The following is a 24,039-nucleotide window of genomic DNA, read 5'->3' on the forward strand; positions in this document are numbered from 1 at the left end:
GTGCTGGAGGATGCGGGGCCGGGGTTGCGGGTTAGGGTGGTGTTTGGGGCCGGCTAGGTCTTAGCTGCTGGTTGGGCTGTTGTCGGCGTACCATTGACCAATGCAAAACCTTCCTCCTCACCCCACCGGCGTCAACAACCCCTCCCCCGCAAAATGCCGCCGCACATTCTCCAGGAACTGCGTCACGGACGCCGTGATGGCCTCCGGCGACCAGCCGGCCACATGCGGCGTCAGCACGACGTTAGGACAGTCGAACAACACCACCGGCGGCGCCGGCTCGCTCTCATAGACATCCAGCCCCGCACCCCCTAGCTTGCCGGCGCGCAGCGCTGACGCCAGCGCCTCGGTATCCACCACGCTGCCGCGCGCGATATTGACGAGGAACCCGGCCGGCCCCAGCGCCGTCAGCACGCTTGCATCGACAAGGTGCCGCGTACCCGCCCCGCCCGGCGTGGCGATCACCAGGTAGTCCGCCCACGCGGCCAGCGCACCGATGCTGTCGAAGTACCGGTACCCCGCGTCCTCGCGCGGCTTGCGGTTGTGATAGCCGATCTCGAGGTCGAAGCCTTCGCCGCGCCGGGCAATACGCCGGCCGATGGTGCCCAGCCCGACGATCCCCAGCCGCTTGCCCGAGACATTGGGCCGCAGCGGCAGCGCGGTGCGCCAAGTGCCGGCGCGCGTGACCGCGTCCAGTTGCGGCACGGCGCGCACGGTCGCCAGCAGCAGCGCAAAGGCATGGTCGGCCACGCAGCTGTCGTTGGTGCCGGCGCCGTTGGCCACGGCGATGCCGCGCGCGCGGGCGTGGGCCACGGCGATGTTCTCGAAGCCCGCGCCCAGCGCGCACACCAGTTCCAGTGCCGGCATCGCGTCGATCTCCGCCGCGGTCAGGCCGGTGGAGCCGATGGTCAGTACCGCGCGGATGCGTTCGCCCTGCGTGGCGATCTGCGCGGCGCGGCCTTCGGCGTCTGGCGCGTAGAGGATCTCGAATCGTTCGGCAATGGCGTCGCGGTGGTGGGTGGCGACTTGGGTCAGGATCAGCAGCGTGGGCTTCATGGGGGACAGCGGAGCAGGCGATGGAGTCGGAGAAGGGTGACAGCGGGTGGGATGCACCCGGAGTCCGTCACGCGGATAGCGGGCAGACGTCACATTCTAGCGCTGCGGCGCCGGGCTCGCCGAAGGCGAGAGCACGCGCGGAGGCACGCAGAAACGGGTACGCTTTGGCTGCGGCAGCGGGGTTTGCGACCGGTCTTGCAGAATGGAATATGCCTATAAACAAGGGTCGAACGCGTTTCCCGAAGGGCCGGCGGCGCCGTTCTGCCGGTCCCGGCGAGGCACGCAGAAACGGGTACGCTTTGCGGCCACGACCCCTCGCGGCCATGCCGGCACAACACCATTGCGTATCATGCGTGTTCCCTTCCTCACACGTGAAAGAACGGCATGCGCGCAATCGGCAACTTCCTCTGGTTCATCCTTGGCGGCGTGGTGATGGGCCTGGCCTGGTGGCTGGCCGGGCTGCTGGCCTTTATCTCGATCATCGGGATCCCCTGGGGCAAGGCCTGCTTCGTGATCGGCACTTTCGCCTTCTTCCCGTTCGGCAAGCAGGCCATCAGCCGGCGCGAGCTGAGCGGGCGCGACGATGTCGGCACCGGCGCGCTGGGGCTGGTCGGCAATGTGCTGTGGTTTGTCTTTGCCGCGTGTGGCTGGCCATCGGCCACGTGATGGCGGCGGTCGCCAATTTCGTGACCATTCGGCATCCCGTTCGCGATCCAGCACCTGAAGCTGGCTGGCATTGCGCTGGCGCCGATCGGCCAGACCGTGGTCACCAATGAAGTGGCCGACGCAGCGCGCCGCGATGGCGCACGCGTGCAGGTGGACGACCTGCGCCGCTGAAGGATCAGGCGCCGGCGTCTTCGGCGCCGTCTTCGTCCTGCTGGCCGGCGTGCGCGACCAGCCGGTCGAGCAGGCTGCCCAGCAGCGCCTGTTCGGCGTCGCTCAGGCAGCCGAAGATCTCCGCATTGCGCCTGGCGATCATCGCGATCGCCTGCCGGTACAGCGGCTTGCCCTGTGCAGTCAGTGACAGCACCACGCCGCGCCCGTCGGCCTCGCTGGCTTCCTTGCTGACCAGCCCGCGCGCCACCAGCGCCTGTGCCGAGCGGCTGGCCTGGCCCTTGGTCAGGTTGGCGCCCTGCGCCAGCTGGTTGACCGACAGCGGCGCAAACGCGCCGATCGCCGCCAGGCAGCGGCCCTCGCTGAGCGGCAGACCGCATTGCTCCAGGTAGGCGGCGGCGCTGTCCTTGTCGCTGAGCTTGTTGACCTGGTGCAGGCGGTAGGTCAGGAACTGGTCGAGGCGTGGCAGTGGCTTCATGGCGTGTCCTTGTCAGGCGTCGGCATTCTAGCGTCCTGTACTCCCTATTGCTGGCTGCGAGCCTCGGCTTCGTCGATCAGCGCCAGCACCGGCGCCAGCGCTTCCTGCCGGCTCATCAGGCCCAGGCACACCATTGCCAATAGGAGCGGGGAGCGTGCTTCGCCGGCACGGCCCATGGCCTCGCACAGGCGGGTGTAGGCGAGGTCGAGGTCTTCAGCTTGCATGGCGGGCTCCGGTTTGCATCAGGGGGGCGAGGGTGGCGCGCACGGCGTCCCATGACGGTTCGCGCCAGCGTGCCAGGACATAGCCGTCGGGGCGGATGAGGTAGAGCGTGCCGGGTCGTGCGCCGTAGCGGGCGTGGGCCTGGCCGGCGACGTCGGCCAGCGCCGTGGCGCCGGCCACGTTGCCGCCGGTGACCACCACGTGTGTCTGCACGGCGTCCGGATGCGCATGCGCGAACGCGGCCAGTGGCTCGGGCAGCGTGGGCGCATCGCTGAAGTACAGCAACGTGAACCGTTGCCCGAAGCATTGCGTGAGGTGCACGACCTCGTCGGGGCCTGCCACGCGCATTTCCGGCGCGGGCAGGCCGGGCGCGGCGCCAGGACAGTCGTCGCCAAAGTCGCTGGGACCGTTCAGCGCCGAATCCGTATAGGCAATCGGTGCCGACTGCCGCGGATTGATCAGTGACCGCACCGCGGGCTCATGCTGCGCCAGACGCAGCGTGGCCTCGCGCATCAGCCGGAAGGCAAAGTCGGGCGGTGCCATGAACTCGGTGCTCTTGGCGCCGTAGGCGATGTTCTGCCGCGTGGCATGCACGCGTTCGGTCGAATAGGAATCGAGCAGGCTGTCGGGCGCCTGGCCGCGCAGCACCCACGCCAGCTTCCAGGCCAGGTTGCCGGCATCGTCCAGCCCGGAGTTGAGCCCGCGCACGCCAAAGATCGGCACCAGGTGCGCGGCGTCGCCGGCAAACAGCACGCGGCCGTGGCGGTAGTCCTGCAACGTCAGGCACTTGGCGTTGTAGATGGAGATCCACAACGGCCGCCACGGCTCGGTCTCGCCGATCATGTCGAGGTGGCTCTGCACGCGCGGCAGCACGTTCTCCGGCTTGACGGCTTCGTCAGGGTCTTCGTCGTCGCGGATCTGGTAGTCGATGCGCCAGACGTCGTCAGGCTGGCGGTGCATCAGGATGGTCGATCCGGGGTTGGAAGGCGGGTCGAACCAGGCCAGCCGCTCCACCTCGCGCCGCGTCTTCTGCACGATATCGACGATCACGTAGCGGCCTTCGTACTGCGTGCCCTTCATGCGCAGCCCCAGTTGCTCGCGCACGGTGCTGCGCCCGCCGTCGCAGGCCACCAGCCATTGCGCGTCGACCTGCACCACGCCTGCGCCTGTCTGGATCTCGGCCACGACGCCGCTGCCGTGCTGGCGCACCGCCTGCACGCTCGCGCCGAAGCGCACATCCGCTGGCGCAGCGCCGCGCAGCGCGGCGTCGTGGGCGAAGGCTTCCAGGTAGTACTGCTGGATATTGACCATCGGGGCGAAGCGCTCGCCGGCCTCGCTGGGCATGCGGAAATGCAGCACCTCGGCATCGCGGTAGTAGCTACGCCCGCCCACCCACGGCAGGCCGGTTTCGACGGTGGCGCGGTCTGCGCCCACCCAGCCGAGGATCTCCAGCGAACGCCGCGCCATGCAGATGGCCCGGCTGCCGGCGCAGTAGCCGTCGTCGGCTTCCACCACCAGCGCGGCTATGCCCTGGCGCGCCAGCAGCGCGGCCAGCGTCAGGCCGACCGGGCCGCCGCCGGCAATCAGTACCGGCACGCGCTGCGGCCATGGGCGCGATGACGAGGGCGGCGGTGCCGGCGGCACTGCGGCGTGGGGTGCGGTGGAGTCTGGCATGGTGGGGTCGTAGTGTCTCTGCGATGTAGTTGTGTGCGCAACTATATCGACCAGATGGTTGCGCGCGAAACTAGTGTTAACCCGGCCGGGAAACGGCCATCCGGCGAAAGTCGGGAACAAGTCGCACATCGCCGCAGACCGGCCTTGGCCTATGCTTCGCAAGAGGCACACTACTTCAGCCCGCCCGCTGCGCCATGCCCACGCTCCCGACCGATGCCGCACCCCGCGCCACCAGGCTGCCTTCGCCGGGCAGCTGGCAGTACCACGTGCTGCTGGGCGCGGCAGGCATGCTGGTGCTGGGCCCGCTGGGCGGCATCGCTGCCGCGTATATGAATTTCTCGCTGGGCTTCTTCGTCGGCGGGCAGGTGCTGGCGGGCATCCTCGGCTCGGTGGTGACGGCGGGCTATGGCGCGCCCGGGCGCCACGGCGCCAACTACATCCAGACCGCGGCGGCGTCGGTGGCGGGCATGGGCGGCATGGCCGTGGTGCTGCAGGCGATGGCGTGGCTGGGCATGGCGCAGCCGCCGCTGTGGCAGCTGGTGCTGTACATGCTGTGCATCGGCATGTTCGGGGTGGGTGTGGGCATGCTGTACACGCCATTGCTGGTGGACCGGATGCAGCTGACCTTTCCGTCGGGGCTGGCCGTGGCCAATATCCTGCGCGCGCTGACCGATCCGGCGCTGCTGCGGCGTTCGGTGGCGCGGCTCGGGGGCGGCATGGCACTGGGCCTGGGCTGCGGCCTGGGCGCCGCGCGCATGCCGTGGCTGGCGGCGCTGGACCTGTCGGCCGCGACCTTCGGCGCCGGCATGATTGTCGGCGCGCGCGTGGGCATTGCCGCGCTGGTGGGCGGGCTGGCCGGCTGGGCCATGACCCCGTGGTTTGTTGCCGCGGGCTGGATGGCGCCTGGCGAGCCCTATCGCAAGGCCACCTTCCTGGTGGCCCTGGGCATGATCATGGGGGCGGCTGCGGTCGATGTGGCCTTGCTGCTGGCGCAGGCGTGCCGCCAGTGGCGCGCGCGCCGCCACCCTGCGCCGCAGCGCGGGCCGGGCATGGGCTGGGTGGCGGCCTGGGCGCTGCTGTGGGGCGCGGCCACGGTGGCGGCGGGCGTGGCATGGTTCGGCCAGCCGTTGGGTTTCCAGTTGATGGCCGTGCTGCTGGTGCTGGTGTTTGCGCTGGTCAACGGCATCTCGGTCGGCATGGTCGACCAGAACCCGATCTCGTCGGCCTTCGTGCTGTCCGTGATCCTGATGGCCGCCGCCGGGCTGCGCGCGCCCCATGTCGGGCTGATCGCTGCCACGGTCTTGCTGGTGGCCACGGCCGAGGCGAGCGACATGCAGCAGGACCGCTCCACCGGCTGGCGCCTGGGCAGCGACCGCATGGTGCAGTTCGGCTACCAGGTGGCGGGCATCGTCGTGGGTGCGCTGGTTGCGGTGGCGATGGCACGGCTGTTCATGCATGCCTACCCGGTGCTGGCGCTGGACCAGACCAGCCTGCCGGCCGACCAGCAGCCGGCGCGCTGGACCTCGGCCATGACATACAAGATCGTGGGCGTGCTGCACGGGCTGGCGCAAAGCCGTGCCGGCCAGCATGTGGCAGTGGCAACGGGCCTCGCGCTCGGCCTGGCTACCGCGGTATTGCGCAAGGCCATCCTCGGCCGGCAGGCGTGGCAGCGCTTCGCGCAAGCCAGCCGGCGCGGGCGGGTGGCGGATTTCCTGCTCGATGCGGTGATCCTGCCTTCGCCCTATGCGTCATCTTTCGGTGGCTTCGTCAACCTGGCGGCGGCCGGGTGGATGGCGGCCGGCGGCGTGGTGGCGAGCGTGGCCGCCGCCGTGGCCAGGCCCGCAAGGCCGGCCCGGGGTTTGCCGCAGGATATGAGCACGGCATCGCTGGTCGGTGGCGGCCTGATCGCGGGCGATGCGCTGGCGGCGCTGGCCATCGGCGTGGCGGGCCTGTTATCCGCCACATTGGGTTGAGGCCGGCTGCGATTGTCAAATTATACTGACGCTTCTGTCCAAGTTTCAGTGGATTGTCAAATCCCGCGACCAGCGTACCATAGGCGGCCAGACTGACGCACTGGCTTGACCCGGAGAATCATCATGGCCCTTGACCAAGAATCCTTTGCCCTGCTGCGCGCCTCGGTGCAGCGCTTCATCGACGAACGCCTGAAGCCCGCCGAAGACACGCTGGAGGAAACCGACGACGTGCCCGCCGAGATCGTCGCGGACATGAAGGAGATGGGCCTGTTCGGCATCTCCATCCCCGAGAACTACGGCGGCATCGGCCTGTCGATGTCGCAGGAATGTGATGTGGTCTACGACCTGGGCCATACCGCCTTTGCCTTCCGCTCGGTGTTCGGCACCAACGTCGGCATCGGCTCGCAAGGCATCCTGATGGATGGCACCGAGGAACAGAAGCAGCAGTACCTGCCGCGCATCGCCAGCGGCGAGCTGATCATCTCGTTCGCGCTGACCGAGCCCAATGCGGGTTCCGACGCGGCCTCGCTGCAGACCAAGGCGGAGCTGGATGGCGACCACTATGTCATCAACGGCACCAAGCGCTTCATCACCAACGCACCGCGCGCCGGCGCCTTCACGCTGATGGCGCGCACCGGCGGCGCGGGCGCTTCGGGCATCTCGTCCTTCATCGTGCCGGCCGACACCCCGGGCATCTCGCTGGGCAAGCCGGACAAGAAGATGGGCCAGCGCGGCACCAAGACCTGCGACGTGGTGCTTGAGAACGTGCGCGTGCCGGCCGCCAATATCATCGGCGGCGTGCCGGGCGTGGGCTTCAAGACCGCGATGAAGGTGCTCGACCGCGGCCGCCTGCATATCTCGGCGCTGGCCTGCGGCATGGCGCATCGCCTGATCACCGACGCTGTGGCCTATGCCAGGGAGCGCAAGCAGTTCGGCAAGCCCATCGGCGACTTCCAGCTGATCCAGGCGATGCTGGCCGACAGCCAGGCCGAGCTCTACGCCGGCCTGTCGATGGTGCGCGACTGCGCCCAGCGCTACGACGCCAAGCCCGCCGGCAAGAGCGATCCGGAGGTCAGCATGCTGGCCTCGTGCACCAAGATGTTCTGTACCGAGATGGTGGGCCGCGTGGCCGACCGCGCGGTGCAGATCCATGGCGGCGCCGGCTATATCGCCGAGTACAAGGCCGAGCGCTTCTACCGCGACGTGCGCCTGCTGCGCCTGTATGAAGGCACCACGCAGATCCAGCAGCTGATCATCGCCAAGCAACTGCTGCGCGACTGACCAGGTAAACGCCCCGCGCGGCAGGAGTCGACATGAACACGATGCAGTTACGCGGGCCGGACAGCCCGCTGCAGGCAGGGCATGATGGCGATGCGCCGCACCGGCTGCGCGCCGTGGTGGCAACCTATCGTCCCACGCTGCAGGCCTATACGCTGGCGGTTTCGCCGGCCGAGCTGATGGCGCTCTGCGCGCTGCCGGCAGAGATGGCGGGCGGTGTGGGCGGCACCTGCGATCCACGCGCGCACGCGCACCTGGCGCGCTTGCGTGGCGAGGTCCAGGCCAGCGGCATTGCGTTGCCGGGTGCAATCGTGGTCGCGGTCAGCGGCGGCAGCCTGCAATGCGAGTCTGACCACCTCTACACGCTGTCGCTGCATCCGCGCCGTGGTGACCGGCTGATCGTGCTGGACGGCTATGAGCGGCTGCTCGCGCTTGCGCATGGCGAACGGCGGCAATGCAAGACGCTGGTGTCGGCGGTGCTGTGGCGCGCCGCGCTGGATGTTGCCGCGACGGTGCCGGCGGCGGAGGCCGCCAACGAAACGATCGACGCGGCCGTAGCGCAGTCGTCGTGCGCGGCGCGTTGGGCCAACGCCACGCGGGTGTGGCATTGACCGGGGCATCGGGCACGAAGAACGTGCTCAGCGCAATATGACGGAAGCCGCCTGCATGGCGGCTTTTTCTCTTCTAGTGGCCCGGCGTGCGCGCAAGCCGCTTATTGCGGCCACACGCCATCGACATCGCGCAGCAGGTGGCCGGCGAGGATATAGTCCCCGAGCCGCGTGGCCTTGGCCTCGAGGTCGAGCAGTTCATGGTCCGCCAGCGTGCCGAGATCGAACTGGCAATAGAGATTGCGTTGACGGAACGTGGCCTTGGGTTTGGCCAGCCCTTCGATCAGGGCTTCGCGGGAACGGACGGCGATGCTTTCTTGTCCGCGATACTGCACCTTGATACCGCGCTTTTCTCCGAGCCTGCCGAGTTCGACGGCATCCTGCCATCCTGTCTCGTAGTCCAGCTCAAGCGCCAGCACACCTTCCGAGGCCAGAAGCCTGAGCGCTTCTGCCTTGCTGCCAGCTCGCACGATTGACATCCACACCTCTTATATCGACTTATACTGTATGAATATACAGTCAACCCGGGGTCGCGGCAAGGGGCTTGCACCGGACGCCTGCCGAGCGCTCCCTGCCTTGCCGCTGCGATGTTGCGCTGGCCGCGCCTGCGGCCTTTCGCCAGTGCAGCCGAATATTGTTTCCCGCGTATGTCAGGGCTGCGCCTGCGGTGCCGCGCCGGCCGCTTCGTTGCCTGTGCTGCCGGCCGCGCCGGAGCCACTTCCGCTGCCGGTTGCGCCCGCCTGCGCTGGTGCGCCGCTGAAGTCGCCAGCATAGACGCGCGACAGCGTGCCTGGCTGCATGTAACGCCGAATGGCCGCGTTGACGGCGTCCGGCGTGGCGTTGCGCAGGCGCTCTTCGAGTTCGGCGGTGAAGGCCATGGTGCGGCCCAGGTAGAGCTGGTTGGCCAGCGCGCCGGCCAGCGCGGCGTCGTTGCTGCGGCTGACCATGCCCTGCTGCAGCAGGCCGCTGACGGCCTCGGCCAGTTCCTGCGCGGTGATGCCGTCGCGCACGAAGCGCTCCAGCTCCTCGGTCACGGCGCGTTGCAGGCGCGGCAGGTTCTGCGGTGCGTATTGCGCCTGCAGGCCGAAGCGTCCCGCGCGGTCGAGCGCGCCCACCTGCACCCAACTGCTCGCGCCATAGCTCAGGCCTTCCCGCTGCCGCAGCCGGTCAGCCAGGCGGCCGCGCAGGCTGGCGCCGCCGAGCACGCGGTTGGCAATCATCATCAGCGCATAGTCCGGCGCGTCGTTGGTCAGGTCGATCGGCGTGGAGGCCAGGTAGATGGCATTGGCCTTGCCCGGCGCGGGCAGCGTGAACTCCGCCGGCGGGATCGGCACAAAGGGGCGCTCGACGCGCGCGTAGGGCTGTTGCGCGCTCCAGTCGCCGAACAGCTGCGCTGCCTGCGCGGCCGCGGCCGCGGCATCGAAGTCGCCCACCAGGCTCAGTTGCGCATGGCCCGCGCCATAGAAGCGTGCGTGGAAGTCGCGCACCTGCGCCAGGGTGGCGGCCTGCAGGTCGGCGATGTTCTCGGCAAAGGTGCGCGCATGGCGCGGGTCGCCAGCGGGGTAGGGGTCGCCATGGCGGCCCAGCGCGTTAGACGCCATCACACCCGGCTCGCGCCGGATGCTCTCGATCTCCGCGATGCTGGTCTTGCGCAGCGTCTCAAACTCCGCCTCGGGGAAGGTCGGTGCGCGCAGCAGGTCGCGCAGCAGGGCCAGCAGTTCCGGCAGGTGCGCGCGGCGCGTCTCGAAGCTGACGGTCACGCGCTCAGAGCCGCCAGAGATGCCGACGCGCGCGCGCAGCGCCTCGATGCGGTCGGCGATCTGCTGGCGGTCCATGCCAGCCGCGCCGCGTCGGAGCATGGAGGCGGTCAGCGCGCCCACCGTGGTCAGCCCCTGCAGGCTCTGCGTGTCGCCGATGCGCAGCACCAGCGCGCCGTGCACCACTTCACCGCGCGCAGGCTTGGGCAGCAACGCCAGCTGCATGCCGTTGGCCAGCGTCTGGCGCGTGGTGTGGGCCTCGATATTGGCGGGGCTGGGATCGAATGCCGCCACCGCGGCCATCGCCTGCCTGCCCTGGTAGCCGCTGACCATGGCCGTGACATCGGGCGCCGGCGGCACCTGCGCGCGCGACGGCTGCTCGGCGGGAAGGAACACGCCCACGGTGCGGTTCGAGGCCTGCAGGTAGTTCAGCGCCACGCGCTGCACGTCTGCCAGCGTGGTGGTCTCGATGCGGTCGCGCGCCAGGAAGAACAGGCGCCAGTCGCCCTTGGCGATGGCCTCGGACAGCGCCACGCCGAGCGCGCCGGGATCGTTCATGTAGTGCTCGTACGCGTTGCGCATGCGCACGCGCGCACGTTCCAGCTCGGCCTCGGTCACGGGCGCCTCGGCAAAGCCCTCGACCTGCGTGATCAGCCCGGCGCGCGCAGCCGCGAGCGGCTGGTCTTTGGACGTCTCGACCATGAGCAGCAGCGCCCCCGGGTCCTTCATCGCATAGAGCGCGGTGCCGACCGACACGGCCTGGCCACGCTCGACCAGTGCCTTGTACAGCCGCCCGCCCGGCGTATCGCCGAGGATGAGGGTCAGCAGCGAGAGTGCCGTGCTGTCCGGATGCGCACCCGGGCTGACGTGGTATTGCGCGGCGACCAGGCTGTTGTCGCCGGGGCGCATCACTACCAGTTCGCGCGCGCCTTCCTGTGCGGGCTCGACGGTATGCTCGGGCGGCAGCACGCGCGTCGGGCGCGGGATTGGCCCGAAGTAGCGCTCGATGCGTGCCAGCGTGGCGGCGGGATCGAACTTGCCGGCCACCACCAGCACCGCGTTGTCGGGCTGGTAGTAGCGGCGATAGAAGGCGCGCAGGCCGTCGATGCTGACGTGCTCGACATCGCTGCGCGCGCCGATCGGGGCCTTGCCGTAGTTGTGCCAGCGGTAGGCGGCGGCCATGGTCTGCTGCATCAGCATGCGCCCGGGGCTGTTCTCGCCCATTTCCATCTCGTTGCGCACCACCGTCATCTCGCTGTCCAGGTCGGCACGCGAGATCACGCTGTTGACCATGCGGTCGGCTTCCATGCGCAGCGCCCAGTCGAGGTTTTCATCGTTGGCGCTGAAGGTGCCGAAGTAGTTGGTACGGTCCTGCGCGGTGGTGCCGTTCACGCTCATGCCGCGCCGGGCGAACTCGGTCGGGATGGTCTTGCCGGGCAGCGATGGCGTGCCCTTGAACAGCAGGTGCTCGAGCAGGTGGGCCATGCCGGTCTCACCGTAGTTCTCATGGCGGCTGCCGACCAGGTAGGTGATGTTGACGGTGGTGGTGGCCTTGGCCGCGTCCGGTGCCAGTACGATGCGCAGGCCGTTGGGCAGGCGGTATTCGGTGATGCCTTCGACCGATGCCACCTGCGTGGCCATGGCAGGCGTCGTCGTGGGGGCGGTCTGCACCGGCTGTGCCAACGCCGGCGCGCAGGCAAGCGAAGCAAGCAAGGACAGGTGCAGGGCAGTGCGGCGCATGGCATCTCCGGGCGGGCGGTGGCAGTGGGTTGGCGGGTGAGGCACGAAGCGCATTCTAGCCGCCGCCCCTGCCAGGAACTGTGCCGCAGCCCACGCCCGCGCGCCAGAGGGAAATGTCCGAATCCAGCGGGTAAGCGGTTGCCGGTAGCGGTAGCATGCCGTCATGCACCTCGATCCCGACACCTGCTACAAGGCCGTGGCCTCGCACGACCGCCGCTTCGACGGACGCTTCTTCGTGGGCGTGTCGTCGACCGGCGTGTACTGCCGGCCCGTGTGCGCAGTACGCACGCCCAAGCGCGAAAACTGCACCTTCTACGAGAGCGCCGCGGCGGCGGAGAAGCATGGCTTCCGCCCCTGCCTGCGCTGCCGTCCGGAGCTCGCGCCCGGGCATGGGCTGGCCGATATTTCAGGCCGGCTGGCGCAGGCAGCGGCCACGCTGATCGACGAGGGCTTCATGGCCGAAGGCAGCGTGGCCACGCTGGCGGCGCGCATCGGCGTGACCGAGCGGCACCTGCGGCGCCTGTTCGATGCGCAGTTCGGCGTGTCGGTGCTTGAGTACGCGCAGACGCAGCGGCTGCTGCTGGCCAAGCGCTTGCTGGCCGACACCGCGCTGCCGGTGACCGAAGTGGCGCTGGCGGCGGGTTTCGGCAGCGTGCGCCGCTTCAACGATGTGCTGAAGACCCGCTACGGCCTGACGCCGCTGGCGCTGCGCCGCCGCGCCGCCGACGGCGTGGCCGACCGGCTGGTGTTCGACCTGGGTTACCGCCCGCCGTTTGCCTGGGAGGCATGGCTGCGTTTCCTGGCTACCCGCGCGGTGGATGGCATCGAGGCGATCCGGGACGGCACCTATATGCGCACGCTGCTGGTGGATGCCGGCGGCAGCACGCACACCGGCTGGGTACGGATCGAACACGTGCCGCGCCGGCTGGTGCTGCGCGTGACGTTGTCGGCCTCGCTGGCGCGCGTCATTCCGCAGGCGCTGGGCAAGGTGCGCCGCCTGTGCGACCTGGGCTGCCGCCCGGACGTGGTGGACCGGCACCTGGGCGAGCTTGCCGAGGCCATGCCGGGCGTGCGCCTGCCGGGCAGCGTCGATGGCTTCGAGATCGCGGTGCGCGCGGTGGTGGGGCAGGTGATCTCGGTGGTGCAGGCGCGGCGCATCCTGGGCGCGCTGGCGCGGCACGCGGGACAGGCGCTGGACGGCACGCCCCCGGACGGCCTGCGCTACACGTTCCCGAGTGCCGCCGCCATTGCCACACTGCCAGAGCAAGGCTTGCGCGATGCCGGGGTGTCGGCGGGCAAGGCGCGCACGCTGCTGGCGCTGGCGCAGCGCGTGGCCAATGGCACGCTGGCCCTCGATGCGCACGCGCAGCCGGAACTGACCGTGGCGGCGCTGCGCGAGGTCGACGGCATCGGCGACTGGACCGCGCAGTATGTCGCCATGCGCGCGCTGGGCTGGCCCGATGCGTTCCCCGGCACCGACTATGCGCTGCGCAAGGTGCTGGGCGTCAGTACCGTGCGCGCGATGCACGAGCGCACCGCGCAATGGGCACCGTGGCGTGCCTACGCCGCCATCCACCTGTGGCATCGCTACGAAGCGATGAAGGACGCGGCCAGCGCCGCGGCCGAACCGGAGACGATCACATGACCAGCTATCGCCATATCGACAGCCCGCTCGGCACCATCCTGCTGCGCGTGCAAGGCGCACACCTGACCGGCCTCTTCTTCGCCGGGCAGAAATACCATCCCGCGGGCATTGCCGACAGCCGCGATGTGCCGCCGGCCGATGCCGCGGTGCTCGACCGCGCCGCGTCGGAACTGGCCGAATATTTCGCCGGCCGCCGCGATACCTTCACCGTGCCGGTGCGCTTTGCCGGCAGCCCGTTCCAGCAGCGCGTGTGGGAGGCGCTGCTGGCCATCCCCTGCGGCGAGACCGCGTCGTACGGCGAACTGGCCCGCACCCTGGGCCTGCCGCCCACGCATGCGCGCGCAGTCGGCGGCGCGGTGGGACGCAACCCGCTGTCGGTGATCGTGCCCTGCCATCGCGTGCTGGGCAGTGCCGGCGCGCTGACCGGCTACGCCGGCGGCATCGAGCGCAAGCGCGCCTTGCTGCAGCGCGAAGGCGTCGGCACCACGCCCGGCTGATGGCGCTGGCCGCGCTGCCATGCCGCGCCTGTTCATTGCCGTGGAAGTCCCGCCCGCGCTGGCGGCAAGGCTGCTGGCGACCCTGCCGCCCGCGCACGGTGTGCGGCCGGCAGCGCCAGAGCAGGTCCACCTGACCCTGCACTTCCTGGGTGAGTGCAACGTGCCTGGCGCCGCGCTGGAGGCCGCGCTCGACAGCATCCGCGCGCCTGCCTTCCTGCTTCAGGCGGCCGGTACCGGGCGCTTCCGCAGCGGCCAGGGTTCGGTGCTGTGGGCAGGCCTGGCGCCAGGTCCCGGCCTGGACGCGCTGCGCGCCCTGCACGCCGATGTCGGGCAGGCGCTGGCCGGGGCCGCGGGCATTACCCCAGAGCGGCGGCGCTTCCATCCGCACCTGACGCTGGCGCGCTGCAAGCCGTCAGTGCCCGAAAGCGTGCTGCGCGCCTGGCTCGACACGCACCGCACGCTGGCCAGCGAGCCCTGGCACGTGCAGCGGCTGGTGCTGTTCGAAAGCCGGCTCGGCCCGCAAGGTCCCCAGCATCTCGTGCGCCAGGCCTGGCCACTGACGCAGGCTGGCCCTACGCCAGGTTGCTGAGCCCCAGCGCCACGCCCAGCCCGCACAAGGCCGAGCCGATGGTGCGGTCCAGCAGCCGCTGGCGCCGCAGCATCGCCGCGCGCAGCGCCGGCGCGGTGAATACGCACGCCACCAGGCTGAACCACGCCAGGTGCGCCACCGACATGAATCCGCCATAAGCCCATTGCACCGGCACCGGCGTGTGCGCACCGACCACCTGGGTGTAGGTGCTGACCACGAACAGCGTGGTCTTCGGGTTCAGCGCATTGGTCAGGAAGCCCATGCGCAGCGCCGCCCACGGCCGCAGCGTGCGCGCACCTTGCAGGTCTGCTGCCAGCGCCTCGCGGTTGCGCAGGGTCTGGACGCCGATCCACACCAGGTAGGCCGCGCCCAGCATCTTCACCACCGTCAGCATGCTGTGCGCATGGGCCATCAGCAGCGCCACCCCGAACATCGTATAGAGCACATGCACCTGCACCCCCAGCGCGATTCCGAGGGCGCTGAGCAGGCCGGTGCGGCGGCCGTACAGGTAGCTGTTGCGGGTCACCATGGCGAAGTCCGGGCCCGGACTGACAACGGCCAGCACGGTCACGGCGGCGACCGCCAGGGATTCGGCGATTGGGGGCATTTTCTGTCAGGTTACGTTGTAGTTATCCGAAGATCGCCACATCGGGAGATCCGGGCGTACCCAATTCTGCGTGCCGGAAAGCGCCGCCACAACCGATATATACTCGCGCAATTACGTGAGAAAAACTGACTGATGCACTGGCTGGGCTGGATCCGATTCTTCGAGGCCGCGGCACGCCACGAAAGCTTTGTCCGGGCGGCGGAGGAACTGCACCTGACCCATGGCGCGGTCAGCCGGCAGATCCGCCAGCTCGAGGACACGCTGGGCGTGGCGCTGTTCGAGCGGCGCAACCGCGGCGTCTTCCTGACCGAGGCGGGGCGCACGCTGTTCGCGGCATCGACGCAATCGATGGAGGTGCTGGCCGGCGCCGCCGCGCGCATCCGCACGCAGCCGCCGGGGCGAGCGCTGGTGCTGTCATGCGAGCCGACCATCGCCATGCGCTGGCTGATCCCGCGGCTGCCGCGCTTTGCCGCGCGCCATCCCGATATCCCGCTGCACCTGATGGCTGCGGGCGGGCCGATCGACTTCACCCGCAGCGGCGCCGACCTGGCACTGCGGCGCAATGACTTTGCCTTCGATGCGCGCTGGCACGCGCGCGAGGTAGCGCAGGAACGGGTGGGGCCGGTGTGCCGGCCACAGCTTGCGCAGGGGGCAGCCACGGTCCCGGCGCGGCTGCATACGCGCACGCGGCCCGAGGCATGGCAGCGCTGGCAGGCGGTGCGCGGCGATGCCGCCCCCGCCGTGCAGTGCGACGGCGACGCCTGGTATGAACATTTCTACCTCAGCCTGCAGGCCGCCGCAGCGGGGCTGGGCTGGGCCATGGCCTCGCAGCTGATGGCCGCCGACGAGATCGCCGATGGCCGGCTGGCCGCGCCGTTCGGCTTCGTTGCCGACGGAACGGCCTATCATTTGTTGTCGCCCGCGCCGTTTGAACACGACACGCGCCGGCTGGTGCTGCTGGCATGGTTGCGCGAAGAGGCGCAGGCAACGCTTGCTGCGCCGCCGCCTTTACCCCCGGACGCCTGAAAGCGCCGTGCGCGCTACCCCCCGGAAGTCTGTGCTCAAGTTCTGCCACAGATCTGCCGAAGTGAGAGCATGCGTCTTGCCGGGCATCGGGACACGCGCTTAACATGCGCGCGGCCGGCAGGCCGAAGCCCCCGTACCCGGCGATCCCAGCCACTCCAGATGTTGCGTGAATCCATGAATCAGCACGATGCCTCCGGGCCAGCCGATAACGGCGCCGAATCCGACATTGAGCCGGCGGATGACCGTTATCGCCTGACGCACAACTCGCAGATCGGCACCGTGCTGCGCGACCTGTCCTGGCAGAAGTGCATGCTGAGCGTGCGCACCCGCACCGGGCACCAGTTCGTCACGTCGGTCCTGCACGTCGACCCGGTCGACCGCACCTTCGTGTTCGACTGGTGCAACGCGGAACCCGAGCGGATGTCGCTGATGACCTCGGATGAAAATGCGTTCTCGGGGCTGTTGCGCGGCGTGCCGGTCAACTTTGTGGTGGGCCAGCCGGCCGCCATGCGCTATGAGGAAGGCCCGGCCTTCGTCGTCGAATTCCCCGAGAAGCTCTACCACTTCCAGCGCCGCCGCCATTTCCGCGCGCGCACGCTGGTGACCAGGGGCTACCGCTGCGAGATCCACATGTCGGACAAGACCGTGCTGGGGCTCGATATCGCCGACCTGTCGCTGTCGGGCGTGGGGCTGCGCTCGAAGACGGTCTCGGCAGAGCACCTGCCGGTCGGCACCACGGTCGGCAAGTGCCGGCTGGACTTCCGCGAACTGGGCAAGCTTGAGCTGGACCTGCAGGTGGTTGGCCACTGGCTGGTGGGCCATGACGACAGCGCCATCCACCATTTCGGCTGCGCCTTCATCCATCCGGACGGGCGCATGGAGAACTTCCTGCAGCGGCTGGTATTTGCGCTGGAACTGGCGCACCGGGGCTGAAGCACTGGTGCCGAGGCCGCGCAACCCGGACCCGGCTTACCTCAATCCCGTGCGGCTGCCCGGGTAGTCAGCGGCAATCAGGAGCCGATCAGCCGGCCAATTGCCGCCGCGGCTTCGCGTATCGGCGGCAGCAGCCGCGAGATCATCTCTGTTTCAGAGACACGCGCGGCGCGCACGCTCACGCTCAGCCCCGCCAGCACGATGCCCGAGGCCGAGCGCACCGGGACGGCCATCGCGCGCAGGCCCGGTTCCAGCTCCTCATCGACGATCACGTAGTCCACTTCGCGGGCGCGCTCGAAGCATGCTTCCAGCTCCTGGCGCGAGACCTTGGTCTGCAGCGTGCGCGGGCGCAGTTCGGCGTGCTCGAAGAAGCCGTCCAGCACCGTGGCGGGCTGGTGCGCCAGCAGCAGCCGGCCGTTGGAGGTGCAGTAGGCCGGCAGGCGGCTGCCCATGCCTAGCGAATAGTTCAGCACCCGCTGCACTTCGGAGCGCACCAGGTACAGGATGTCGGTGCCGTCCAGGATCGCCAGCGTGCAGGTCTCGTGGATGCGCGCGCTCAGGTTGTCCAGGATCGGCTGCGCCAGAGACACCAGCGAGGTCGACGAGAAATACGCGTGGCCCAGGTGCAGCACGCGCGGCCGCAGCGCGAACTGGCCGTCCTGCTGGCTGACGTAGCCGAGCTGTTCCAGCGTATAGAGGCAGCGCCGCACCGAGGCGCGCGACAGCTGCGTGCGCTGCGCCACCTGCGAGATCGTCAGCGGGCGCTTGCGTTCCGAGAACGCCTCCAGCACGGTCAGCCCGCGCGCCAGCGACAGCATGAAGTTGGGATCGCCGGCAAAACTGGCGAGCAGGTCGGCCTGGGGCCGGGCAACGCGGACGGTGTCGGCCTGTGCATGGCCAAGACCGAGGGGGCGGAGGACGTCCATTGGGAGGTGTGTTGTCTGGGCTTGTTGTCCGATAATCGCGCAATCTTAAACCGGCTGGCCGCCAGGGGCCAGCCTTTGCTGCATGCGCGCATCGCCCGCATCGCCCGCATCGCCCGCATGGCACGCATGGCACGCATGGCACGCATGGCACGCGGGCCGGATGCTGCACGGCATCAACGCCCAGGAGCGCTGGCGCCGGCGCGCCAGTGCGAAGGCCACCACTCCCACCAGGATCGCGCCGGCCATGACAAAGGCGAGCGACGGGTCCCAGGCCCCTTGGTCGGGTTGGCCATGCCGGACAGGATCAGGCCGATGCCGAAACCAGCCCGGCCAGCAATGAGAAGAGCGTGCCCATCGGTCAGCCTCCCAGCCAATGGCGCTGCACCAGCACCGTCAGGAAGCCCGCCGCCATGAAGGTCACCGTGGCGGCCAGCGAGCGCACCGAGCCCCGCGACAGGCCGCACACGCCGTGCCCGCTGGTGCAGCAAAGGCGCGGAGCGCCCGCCAGTGCAGCCCGAGGCGCGGATCATAGGCGCCGCATGCCAGGCGGGCGCCCAAAAAAAATGTCGCCGCTGGGGAGCGGCGACCGGGGAAGGTCGTCATTCAAGAGGGGGTCTTGGTGACGTAAAAAGTATAGACATTTGAATTAAGACATTACATACAACTTTGGTAGGGTGCGGCCGGCTCACATTTTCTGGATGCTTATGCTGACCGGCTCAGAAGGGTTTACCCAGGAACAGGTAAAAGCTGTATGTGCCTGCGGCGGCGCGGCCATAGGCCAGGTAAAGCGGGCCCAGCGGACTGTCCAGCGCCAGGAAGACCGAGCCGGACTTGAGCAGCCCGGTCGGGCTCCCCGGCACCAGCGGGTCGCCCATGCGGCCCGCCTCCAGCGAAAAGCCTGCGTACACGCCTTGCAGCAGGGTCTGGCGCGCCAGCTTGTTGTAGTAGACCAGCCGCGCAAACTGCAGGTTGCCGCCCAGCAGTTGCCCGGTGGCATAACCGGATTGCTGCAGGAAGCCGCCCCACTGGAACAGGTCATAGCGCGGCAGCGGCTTGCCGCCGATATTGCTGCCGACCTTGAAGGCCAGCGAGACCGTGTTGTCGCCGAACGAGTGGGCATAGATGCCGTCCGCCTGCGCCTTGACATAAGCCTGGTCGGCACCCAGCCCCGGCTGCGAGCCGTAGATGTGAAACCGGGCCGCATAGCCGAAGCGCGGGAAGTCGACGCTGTCGAGCTGGTCGAAGATGAGCCGCCCGGTGATGGCGCCGCGCCGGATATTGCCCGGGCCTGGCGACAGCGACTCCGGGCCGGTGCTCAGCGTGGCGTGTTCCGCGCCGGTCTGCAAGCCCACGCGCAGCTCGCCGTACTTGGTGAACTGGCTGCCCGCGTCCAGCGCGACGTCAAAGCGGCGCAGGTCATAGGTGGCGATGCGCGTGCTGCCCTGGAAGACATTGACCGGGCGCCGCTCCAGCTCGATGCGCGGCGCGATAAAGAAATACTGGCGCGTATCCAGAGGCTGGTAGAACTCACTGATCAGCGACGAGGTCTGGCCCACCTGCGCATCGGTGCGCCATTCGGCGCCAAGCGCATTGAGCCAGGTGCGCCGGTAGCTGCCCACCAGGTTGAAGTAGGCATCGCCGCGGAAATCCGAGCTCAGCCCGAGCCCGAAGCGCAGGTAGTCGGGACCGTAGGATTTCTCCACCGCATTGACCGCCAGCACGCGCTTGCCGGGCTCTTCCAGGATGCCGTAGTTGACGTGCTCGAAGTCGCCGGTGCCGAACAGGCGGCGCATGTCCTGGTCCAGCGTGGCCTGGTCGACCGGCTGCCCGGGCTTGGTTTCCATCACCGCGGTGGCGTAGTCCGGGTTGACGCGCTGCAGCGGCGCCAGCCGGATCTCATCGACCGGGCGGGTGTCAGGCGGCTGCACCGCCTGTTGCCTGGCGCGCAGTTGTGTATATTGCGCCGGCGGCAGCGCCAGCGGCGCGAGGCGGTCGGCGACCTTGCGCGCGGCAGCCTCGCCGATGGGGATGGTTGCCGGCAGATGGTCGAAGTCGGTCGCGGAAAAATCGCCCAGCGCCGGCTCGATCAGCACGTCGGTGGGCCGCAGCGAGGCCAGCGACGCACGCACGTTCTGCTCGGTCAGGATATTGAGCATCTGGCCGGTCACGCCGATGATCGAGGTCAGTTCCTCACGCCTCATCAGCGGCGTGCCCAGGTTCACCGCGATCACGATATCGGCGCCCATCCTGCGCGCCACGTCCACCGGCAGGTTGTCGGTCAGGCCGCCGTCGACCAGCAGCCGCCCCTCGTACTCGGCCGGCGCCACCGCGCCCGGCACCGACATGCTGGCGCGCATCACGTTGGCCAGCTCGCCCTGGCTGAACACCACCGGCGTGCCTGCCACCAGGTCGGTGGCGACAGCGCGGTAGGGAATCGGAAACTGGTCGAAGTCCCGGTAGCCGGGCACCTTGGCCAGCTGGCGCAGCACGGTCTCCAACTGCACGCCCGAGACCGCGCCCTTGGGCAGCAAGAGGCCGCTGGCCTGCACTCCGATCTCGGGCGTGAACAGGTTGGTGAAATCGTCCTGCTTGCGCCGGATGGTCAGGTCCTGGCGCGGCGGGCGTTCCTTGAAGATCCTGTCGGTGCTCAGGCCGCCGACCAGCCGCTCCATTTCGGCGGGAGCCATGCCGGTGGCATAGGCGCCCCCCACCAGCGAACCCATGCTGGTGCCTGCGATGCAGTCGACCGGGATGCGCATCGCCTCCAGCACCTTGAGCACGCCGATATGGGCCGCGCCGCGCGCGCCGCCGCCCGAGAGCACCAGGCAGATGCGGGGGCGCGCGCCCGCGGCCACCTGCGGCGTGGCTGCCGCGGCCAGGTTTGCGGGCGGCTCGATGCCCGAGGCCGTCGGCATGGATGCCGGCTCAGCGGCCAGGACCGAGCCCGCAGCCAGTGCCAGGACCGCCGGCACGAGCAGTTTGTGCAAGCAATGGAATGAGGCTGCCTTCATGGCACCGTGGGGTTCGCTGTCGGCCGCAACGGGCGGCAGTAGCCCGGCCCGGCATCAGCCGGGCGGGGAGGTCTGGCTATCTTCGGGCAAAATGCGGCATTCTGGCCGCCCCCTCGCGGCCGTGCAAAAACAATTCATCACGCCGTTCGGAAGCGTGCAGATCGGCACGCGGCCCCATGGTGCCCTGCTCTAAGATGGACACAGGCGAGGTGCTTGGGGGTTGCATGTACGGTTATTTCTTTTGCCAGACCGCAGCGGGACAGCTCACGCTCATTCCCCGCGAGAAGGACTGGATGCTGATGCTGGGCAATGGCGTGATGGGGAGGTTCCCGGATGCCCAGGCAGCGGTTGATGCCCTGCACGAAGGCACACTGCGGGTGCAGGGGCGGCGCATCGATGCCAGCGCGCTGGGCGTGCCGGCACGCGCGCACGACTGGCTCTACCATGTACTGAGCCGCTGACGCGGCGTACCGGCGGACGCGCTGTCCCGCCAAAGGGGAATCGCCATGACTGCCCTGGTCGAGTGGGCCCGCGCGCATACCTGCCGGCTGTTTCCGATGTCGGCCGAATACCACCGCAGCGACGGCAATCAGGTGCAGGTCAGCTGGCAGGCCGAGCCGGCCGGCTCGCCCGGACGCTGCCGCCTGAGCGCGACCCTGCAGTTCGACCAGAGCGTGATCGACGCCGTCTACCTGGCCGACGCCGCCGAACTTGCCCGCATCGGCGCCAGGCTGGCCAGCGTGGTGTCGCGCCGGCTTGCCGAGGACGACATCGCCTGCCTGGCGGGCACGGCGCTGGTGATCCCGGTCGGCGAAGGGCTGCTCAGCCACTGAGGGGTCCGGCGGCAGGCCGGGGCCGGCGGGAATATACTGGCGGTTGATCCGCCAACGCGCCTGTTCGCGAACTGTCAGTGTCCCAAGCGTCCCCTGCCGTGTCCCCCGACGACCCCCGCCCGGTGCCGCCAGAGCGGCCCGGCGATGACGAGTGCTGCGGCTCCGGCTGCGATCCCTGCATCTTCGACTACTACTACCAGGAAATGGACCGCTACCGCGAGGAGCTGCGCGCCTGGGAAGCGCGCCAGGCGGCGCGTCATGCCGAGGATCCGGCAAATTGAGCGAGCCGCTGCAACTCCCGCACCCGACGTCCGCGCTGTTCGATTTCGTGCAGCGCCACCCGCGCCTGTTCGTGCTGACCGGCGCGGGTATCAGCACCGATTCCGGCATTCCCGGCTACCGTGACGCGCGCGGCCAGTGGCAGCGCTCGCAGCCGATCACGCTGCAGGCCTTCCTGGGCTCGCACGCGGGGCGCCAGCGCTACTGGGCGCGCAGCATGCTGGGCTGGCCGGTGGCGTGGCAGGCGCGGCCCAATGCCGCGCACCATGCGCTGTCGCGCCTTGGCGCGCACGGCCGGCTCACGGCGCTGGTCACGCAGAATGTCGACGGCCTGCACCAGCGCGCCGGCAGCGAGGGTGTGATCGAACTGCATGGCAGCCTGGCCAGCGCCATCTGCCTGGACTGTGGCACGCGCCATGACCGCGCCGGCCTGCAGGACTGGCTGCTGGCACAGAACGCCGCGCTGCGCGACGTGATCGCCGAGCCCGCCGCCGATGGCGACGTGCATTTCGAATCGCCGCTGTTCGCGCAGTTCCGCGTGCCCGAGTGCGGGCGCTGCGGCGGCATCCTCAAGCCGGACGTGGTGTTCTTTGGCGAATCCGTGCCGCGCCCGCGGGTAGATGCCGCCCGCGCGGCGCTGGAAGCAGCGGATGCCATGCTCGTGGTCGGTTCGTCGCTGATGGTCTATTCCGGCTACCGCTTCTGCGTCTGGGCCGGACAGATGGGCAAGCCCGTGGCCGCGCTCAACCTGGGCACCACGCGGGCGGACGCGATGCTGGCGCTGAAGGTGGAAGCCGGATGCGCGCCGACGCTGCAGGCGCTGGTGTCCCGGCTGGAGCAGCGCACAACCGAATCGCGTTGACGCGATGGCCGCACAGGCATAGCATCGCCAGACCACATCTTCGAAGTCTTCAATTCCCGCTATGACCGCAGACCGCCAACGCCCCGTCAACGCCGCGCCCCCGGGCCGCGCGTTGCCATGCGTGCGTCGCCAGTCTGCGTTCACATCTGTCGCGCCGCCGCCGCACATCGGCGGTGTGCACCCGCCGCCGCGCGGCTGACGGGCACGCCCCCCAGCCTCATTCGTCTCCGGTAGTCCCGCATCCGTGTGCCTGTGCGCACGGCAGCCGCACGCCTGTGCGCGCTGCCGCCGTGCCATGGCCGCATGCGCGTCGCCGGAGCCTGCCAAGCTGACGACAGATGACATCCATGACAACCGACAAAGACTGCACGGCGCATTTCGACGCCGCCACCGGCACACGCACCACCAACACTTCCGCCTGGGCCACGCCCCTCTTCGTGCTGCTGTGGAGCAGCGGCGCCATCGCCGCCCGGCTGGCCCTAGACCACGCCACGCCCTTCGCCTTGCTGACGCTGCGCTTCGCGCTGGTCTGCGCCGTGCTGGGCGCGATCGGCCTGGCCAGGCACCGCCTGCTGCCGCCGCGCGGCGAGTGGCGGTACACCGCCCTGACCGGCTTGCTGCTGATCGGCGGCTACTCCGTCTTTTACTTCCTTGCACTCGACCACGGCATGACACCCGGCGTGCTCGCCACCGTGCTTGGTGCCCAGCCGATGCTGACGCTGCTGCTGACCGAGCGGCGCTTCAGCGCCGCTCGCATGGCGGGCCTGGCCCTCGCGCTCGCCGGGCTGTCCATGGTGGTGGCGGACAGCCTGCTGCTGGCCAGGCTGTCGCTGGCAGGCGTGCTGTGCGCGCTGGCCTCGCTCGCCAGCACGACCGTCGGCGCCATCCTGCAGAAGCGCATCACGCGCGCACCCGCAGAAGTGCTGCCGCTGCAATACGGCGTGAGCCTCGCGGCCTGCCTGCTGTGCCTGCCTTTCCAGCCCTTCGCCTTCGATGCTTCGCTGGCTTTTGCTGCGCCGCTGTTGTGGCTGGCGCTGGTCATTTCGATCGGCGCGACGCTGCTGTTCTACCGCCTGATCCGCGCGGGCAATCTGGTCAACGTCACCAGCCTGTTCTACCTGGTGCCGGCGGGCACGGCGGTGCTCGACTACCTGCTGCTGGGCAACCGCATGGCGCCGCTGGCGATGGCGGGGATGGGGGCGGTGCTGGCGGGG

At 69.3% G+C, this 24,039-nt stretch carries 23 protein-coding genes and 2 pseudogenes; 14 read left to right on the forward strand and 11 right to left on the reverse strand.

The window, feature by feature from the left end; translation table 11 throughout:
* Positions 1 to 117: 117 nt before the first annotated feature.
* On the reverse strand, positions 118 to 1,053 hold the full coding sequence (locus AC3WQZ_RS32135) for a 2-hydroxyacid dehydrogenase (protein WP_010811166.1): 936 nt from the start codon (positions 1,051 to 1,053) through the stop codon (positions 118 to 120).
* Positions 1,054 to 1,437: 384 nt separating this feature from the next.
* On the opposite strand from AC3WQZ_RS32135, the gene AC3WQZ_RS32140 reads away from it, so the two are divergent.
* Positions 1,438 to 1,719 carry a YccF domain-containing protein gene (locus AC3WQZ_RS32140; protein ID WP_492301930.1) on the forward strand — a complete coding sequence of 94 codons (282 nt, stop codon included), beginning with the start codon at positions 1,438 to 1,440 and terminating at the stop codon, positions 1,717 to 1,719.
* Between the two features lie 175 nt (positions 1,720 to 1,894).
* Here AC3WQZ_RS32140 and AC3WQZ_RS32145 read toward each other — a convergent pair whose 3' ends face one another.
* The 3 genes from AC3WQZ_RS32145 to AC3WQZ_RS32155 are packed head-to-tail and all read right to left on the reverse strand — an operon-like array spanning position 1,895 to position 4,261.
* Positions 1,895 to 2,365 carry a MarR family winged helix-turn-helix transcriptional regulator gene (locus AC3WQZ_RS32145; RefSeq protein ID WP_454750611.1) on the reverse strand — a complete coding sequence of 157 codons (471 nt, stop codon included), beginning with the start codon at positions 2,363 to 2,365 and terminating at the stop codon, positions 1,895 to 1,897.
* Between the two features lie 44 nt (positions 2,366 to 2,409).
* Positions 2,410 to 2,589, reverse strand: coding sequence for a hypothetical protein (locus AC3WQZ_RS32150; RefSeq protein WP_010811169.1), 180 nt, complete (start codon positions 2,587 to 2,589; stop codon positions 2,410 to 2,412).
* Positions 2,579 to 4,261, reverse strand: a complete 1,683-nt coding sequence (locus AC3WQZ_RS32155) for an FAD-dependent oxidoreductase (protein WP_492301931.1) — start codon at positions 4,259 to 4,261, stop codon at positions 2,579 to 2,581. The genes AC3WQZ_RS32150 and AC3WQZ_RS32155 overlap by 11 nt, the downstream gene beginning before the upstream one ends.
* Positions 4,262 to 4,455: 194 nt before the next feature.
* Here AC3WQZ_RS32155 and AC3WQZ_RS32160 point away from each other — a divergent pair, with 194 nt between their 5' ends.
* From AC3WQZ_RS32160 to AC3WQZ_RS32170, 3 genes are all read left to right on the forward strand, one after another.
* A complete protein-coding gene (locus tag AC3WQZ_RS32160) occupies positions 4,456 to 6,234 on the forward strand; it encodes an OPT/YSL family transporter (protein WP_010811171.1) in 1,779 nt (592 codons plus the stop codon).
* Positions 6,235 to 6,357: 123 nt separating this feature from the next.
* On the forward strand, positions 6,358 to 7,515 hold the full coding sequence (locus AC3WQZ_RS32165) for an acyl-CoA dehydrogenase family protein (protein ID WP_010811172.1): 1,158 nt from the start codon (positions 6,358 to 6,360) through the stop codon (positions 7,513 to 7,515).
* A 32-nt stretch (positions 7,516 to 7,547) separates the two neighbouring features.
* On the forward strand, positions 7,548 to 8,123 hold the full coding sequence (locus tag AC3WQZ_RS32170; RefSeq protein WP_010811173.1) for a hypothetical protein: 576 nt from the start codon (positions 7,548 to 7,550) through the stop codon (positions 8,121 to 8,123).
* 101 nt (positions 8,124 to 8,224) lie between these two features.
* On the opposite strand, the gene AC3WQZ_RS32175 is transcribed toward AC3WQZ_RS32170, so the two are convergent.
* Both AC3WQZ_RS32175 and AC3WQZ_RS32180 read right to left on the reverse strand, forming a co-directional pair.
* Entirely contained in the window at positions 8,225 to 8,599 is a 375-nt protein-coding gene (locus AC3WQZ_RS32175; RefSeq protein WP_010811174.1) for a hypothetical protein, read from the reverse strand.
* A 171-nt stretch (positions 8,600 to 8,770) separates the two neighbouring features.
* Positions 8,771 to 11,617, reverse strand: coding sequence for a M16 family metallopeptidase (locus AC3WQZ_RS32180; protein ID WP_439669497.1), 2,847 nt, complete (start codon positions 11,615 to 11,617; stop codon positions 8,771 to 8,773).
* A 163-nt stretch (positions 11,618 to 11,780) separates the two neighbouring features.
* On the opposite strand from AC3WQZ_RS32180, the gene AC3WQZ_RS32185 reads away from it, so the two are divergent.
* Genes AC3WQZ_RS32185 through thpR form a run of 3 tightly spaced genes read left to right on the forward strand, consistent with a single transcriptional unit; the run spans position 11,781 to position 14,348 of the window.
* Positions 11,781 to 13,262 carry an AlkA N-terminal domain-containing protein gene (locus tag AC3WQZ_RS32185; RefSeq protein ID WP_010811176.1) on the forward strand — a complete coding sequence of 494 codons (1,482 nt, stop codon included), beginning with the start codon at positions 11,781 to 11,783 and terminating at the stop codon, positions 13,260 to 13,262.
* Positions 13,259 to 13,759, forward strand: coding sequence for a methylated-DNA--[protein]-cysteine S-methyltransferase (locus AC3WQZ_RS32190; RefSeq protein ID WP_010811177.1), 501 nt, complete (start codon positions 13,259 to 13,261; stop codon positions 13,757 to 13,759). The genes AC3WQZ_RS32185 and AC3WQZ_RS32190 overlap by 4 nt, the downstream gene beginning before the upstream one ends.
* 19 nt (positions 13,760 to 13,778) lie before the next feature.
* Complete coding sequence (gene thpR / locus AC3WQZ_RS32195) at positions 13,779 to 14,348, forward strand: RNA 2',3'-cyclic phosphodiesterase (protein ID WP_439669495.1); 570 nt, start codon at positions 13,779 to 13,781, stop codon at positions 14,346 to 14,348.
* On the opposite strand, the gene AC3WQZ_RS32200 is transcribed toward thpR, so the two are convergent.
* Entirely contained in the window at positions 14,332 to 14,955 is a 624-nt protein-coding gene (locus AC3WQZ_RS32200) for a LysE family transporter (RefSeq protein WP_439669494.1), read from the reverse strand. The genes thpR and AC3WQZ_RS32200 overlap by 17 nt on opposite strands.
* 132 nt (positions 14,956 to 15,087) lie before the next feature.
* On the opposite strand from AC3WQZ_RS32200, the gene AC3WQZ_RS32205 reads away from it, so the two are divergent.
* Together AC3WQZ_RS32205 and AC3WQZ_RS32210 are read left to right on the forward strand one after the other, a co-directional pair.
* Entirely contained in the window at positions 15,088 to 15,981 is an 894-nt protein-coding gene (locus AC3WQZ_RS32205; protein ID WP_010811180.1) for a LysR substrate-binding domain-containing protein, read from the forward strand.
* A gap of 159 nt (positions 15,982 to 16,140) precedes the next feature.
* Entirely contained in the window at positions 16,141 to 16,914 is a 774-nt protein-coding gene (locus AC3WQZ_RS32210) for a flagellar brake protein (protein WP_037025021.1), read from the forward strand.
* A gap of 77 nt (positions 16,915 to 16,991) precedes the next feature.
* Here AC3WQZ_RS32210 and AC3WQZ_RS32215 read toward each other — a convergent pair whose 3' ends face one another.
* The 4 genes and pseudogenes from AC3WQZ_RS32215 to AC3WQZ_RS32230 form a co-directional block, all read right to left on the reverse strand.
* A complete protein-coding gene (locus tag AC3WQZ_RS32215) occupies positions 16,992 to 17,840 on the reverse strand; it encodes an IclR family transcriptional regulator domain-containing protein (protein ID WP_010811182.1) in 849 nt (282 codons plus the stop codon).
* Positions 17,841 to 17,993: 153 nt separating this feature from the next.
* A pseudogene (locus AC3WQZ_RS32220) lies at positions 17,994 to 18,195 on the reverse strand (DUF6691 family protein); the annotation flags it as partial.
* A 3-nt stretch (positions 18,196 to 18,198) separates the two neighbouring features.
* A pseudogene (locus AC3WQZ_RS32225) lies at positions 18,199 to 18,324 on the reverse strand (YeeE/YedE family protein); the annotation flags it as partial.
* Positions 18,325 to 18,556: 232 nt separating this feature from the next.
* Positions 18,557 to 20,851: a patatin-like phospholipase family protein gene (locus tag AC3WQZ_RS32230; protein WP_058697694.1), complete on the reverse strand. Its 2,295-nt coding sequence runs from the start codon at positions 20,849 to 20,851 to the stop codon at positions 18,557 to 18,559.
* A 224-nt stretch (positions 20,852 to 21,075) separates the two neighbouring features.
* Here AC3WQZ_RS32230 and AC3WQZ_RS32235 point away from each other — a divergent pair, with 224 nt between their 5' ends.
* The 5 genes from AC3WQZ_RS32235 to AC3WQZ_RS32255 form a co-directional block, all read left to right on the forward strand.
* Positions 21,076 to 21,312: a hypothetical protein gene (locus AC3WQZ_RS32235; protein ID WP_010811185.1), complete on the forward strand. Its 237-nt coding sequence runs from the start codon at positions 21,076 to 21,078 to the stop codon at positions 21,310 to 21,312.
* A gap of 45 nt (positions 21,313 to 21,357) precedes the next feature.
* Positions 21,358 to 21,684, forward strand: coding sequence for a hypothetical protein (locus tag AC3WQZ_RS32240; protein ID WP_058697693.1), 327 nt, complete (start codon positions 21,358 to 21,360; stop codon positions 21,682 to 21,684).
* 98 nt (positions 21,685 to 21,782) lie between these two features.
* Positions 21,783 to 21,965, forward strand: coding sequence for an oxidoreductase-like domain-containing protein (locus tag AC3WQZ_RS32245; protein ID WP_338031253.1), 183 nt, complete (start codon positions 21,783 to 21,785; stop codon positions 21,963 to 21,965).
* On the forward strand, positions 21,962 to 22,825 hold the full coding sequence (locus tag AC3WQZ_RS32250) for an NAD-dependent protein deacetylase (protein ID WP_010811188.1): 864 nt from the start codon (positions 21,962 to 21,964) through the stop codon (positions 22,823 to 22,825). The genes AC3WQZ_RS32245 and AC3WQZ_RS32250 overlap by 4 nt, the downstream gene beginning before the upstream one ends.
* A 347-nt stretch (positions 22,826 to 23,172) precedes the next feature.
* The coding region (locus tag AC3WQZ_RS32255) for a DMT family transporter (RefSeq protein WP_492301933.1) at positions 23,173 to 24,039 on the forward strand (867 nt) is incomplete at its 3' end.

The organism is Cupriavidus sp. FW305-26, from assembly GCF_058787975.1.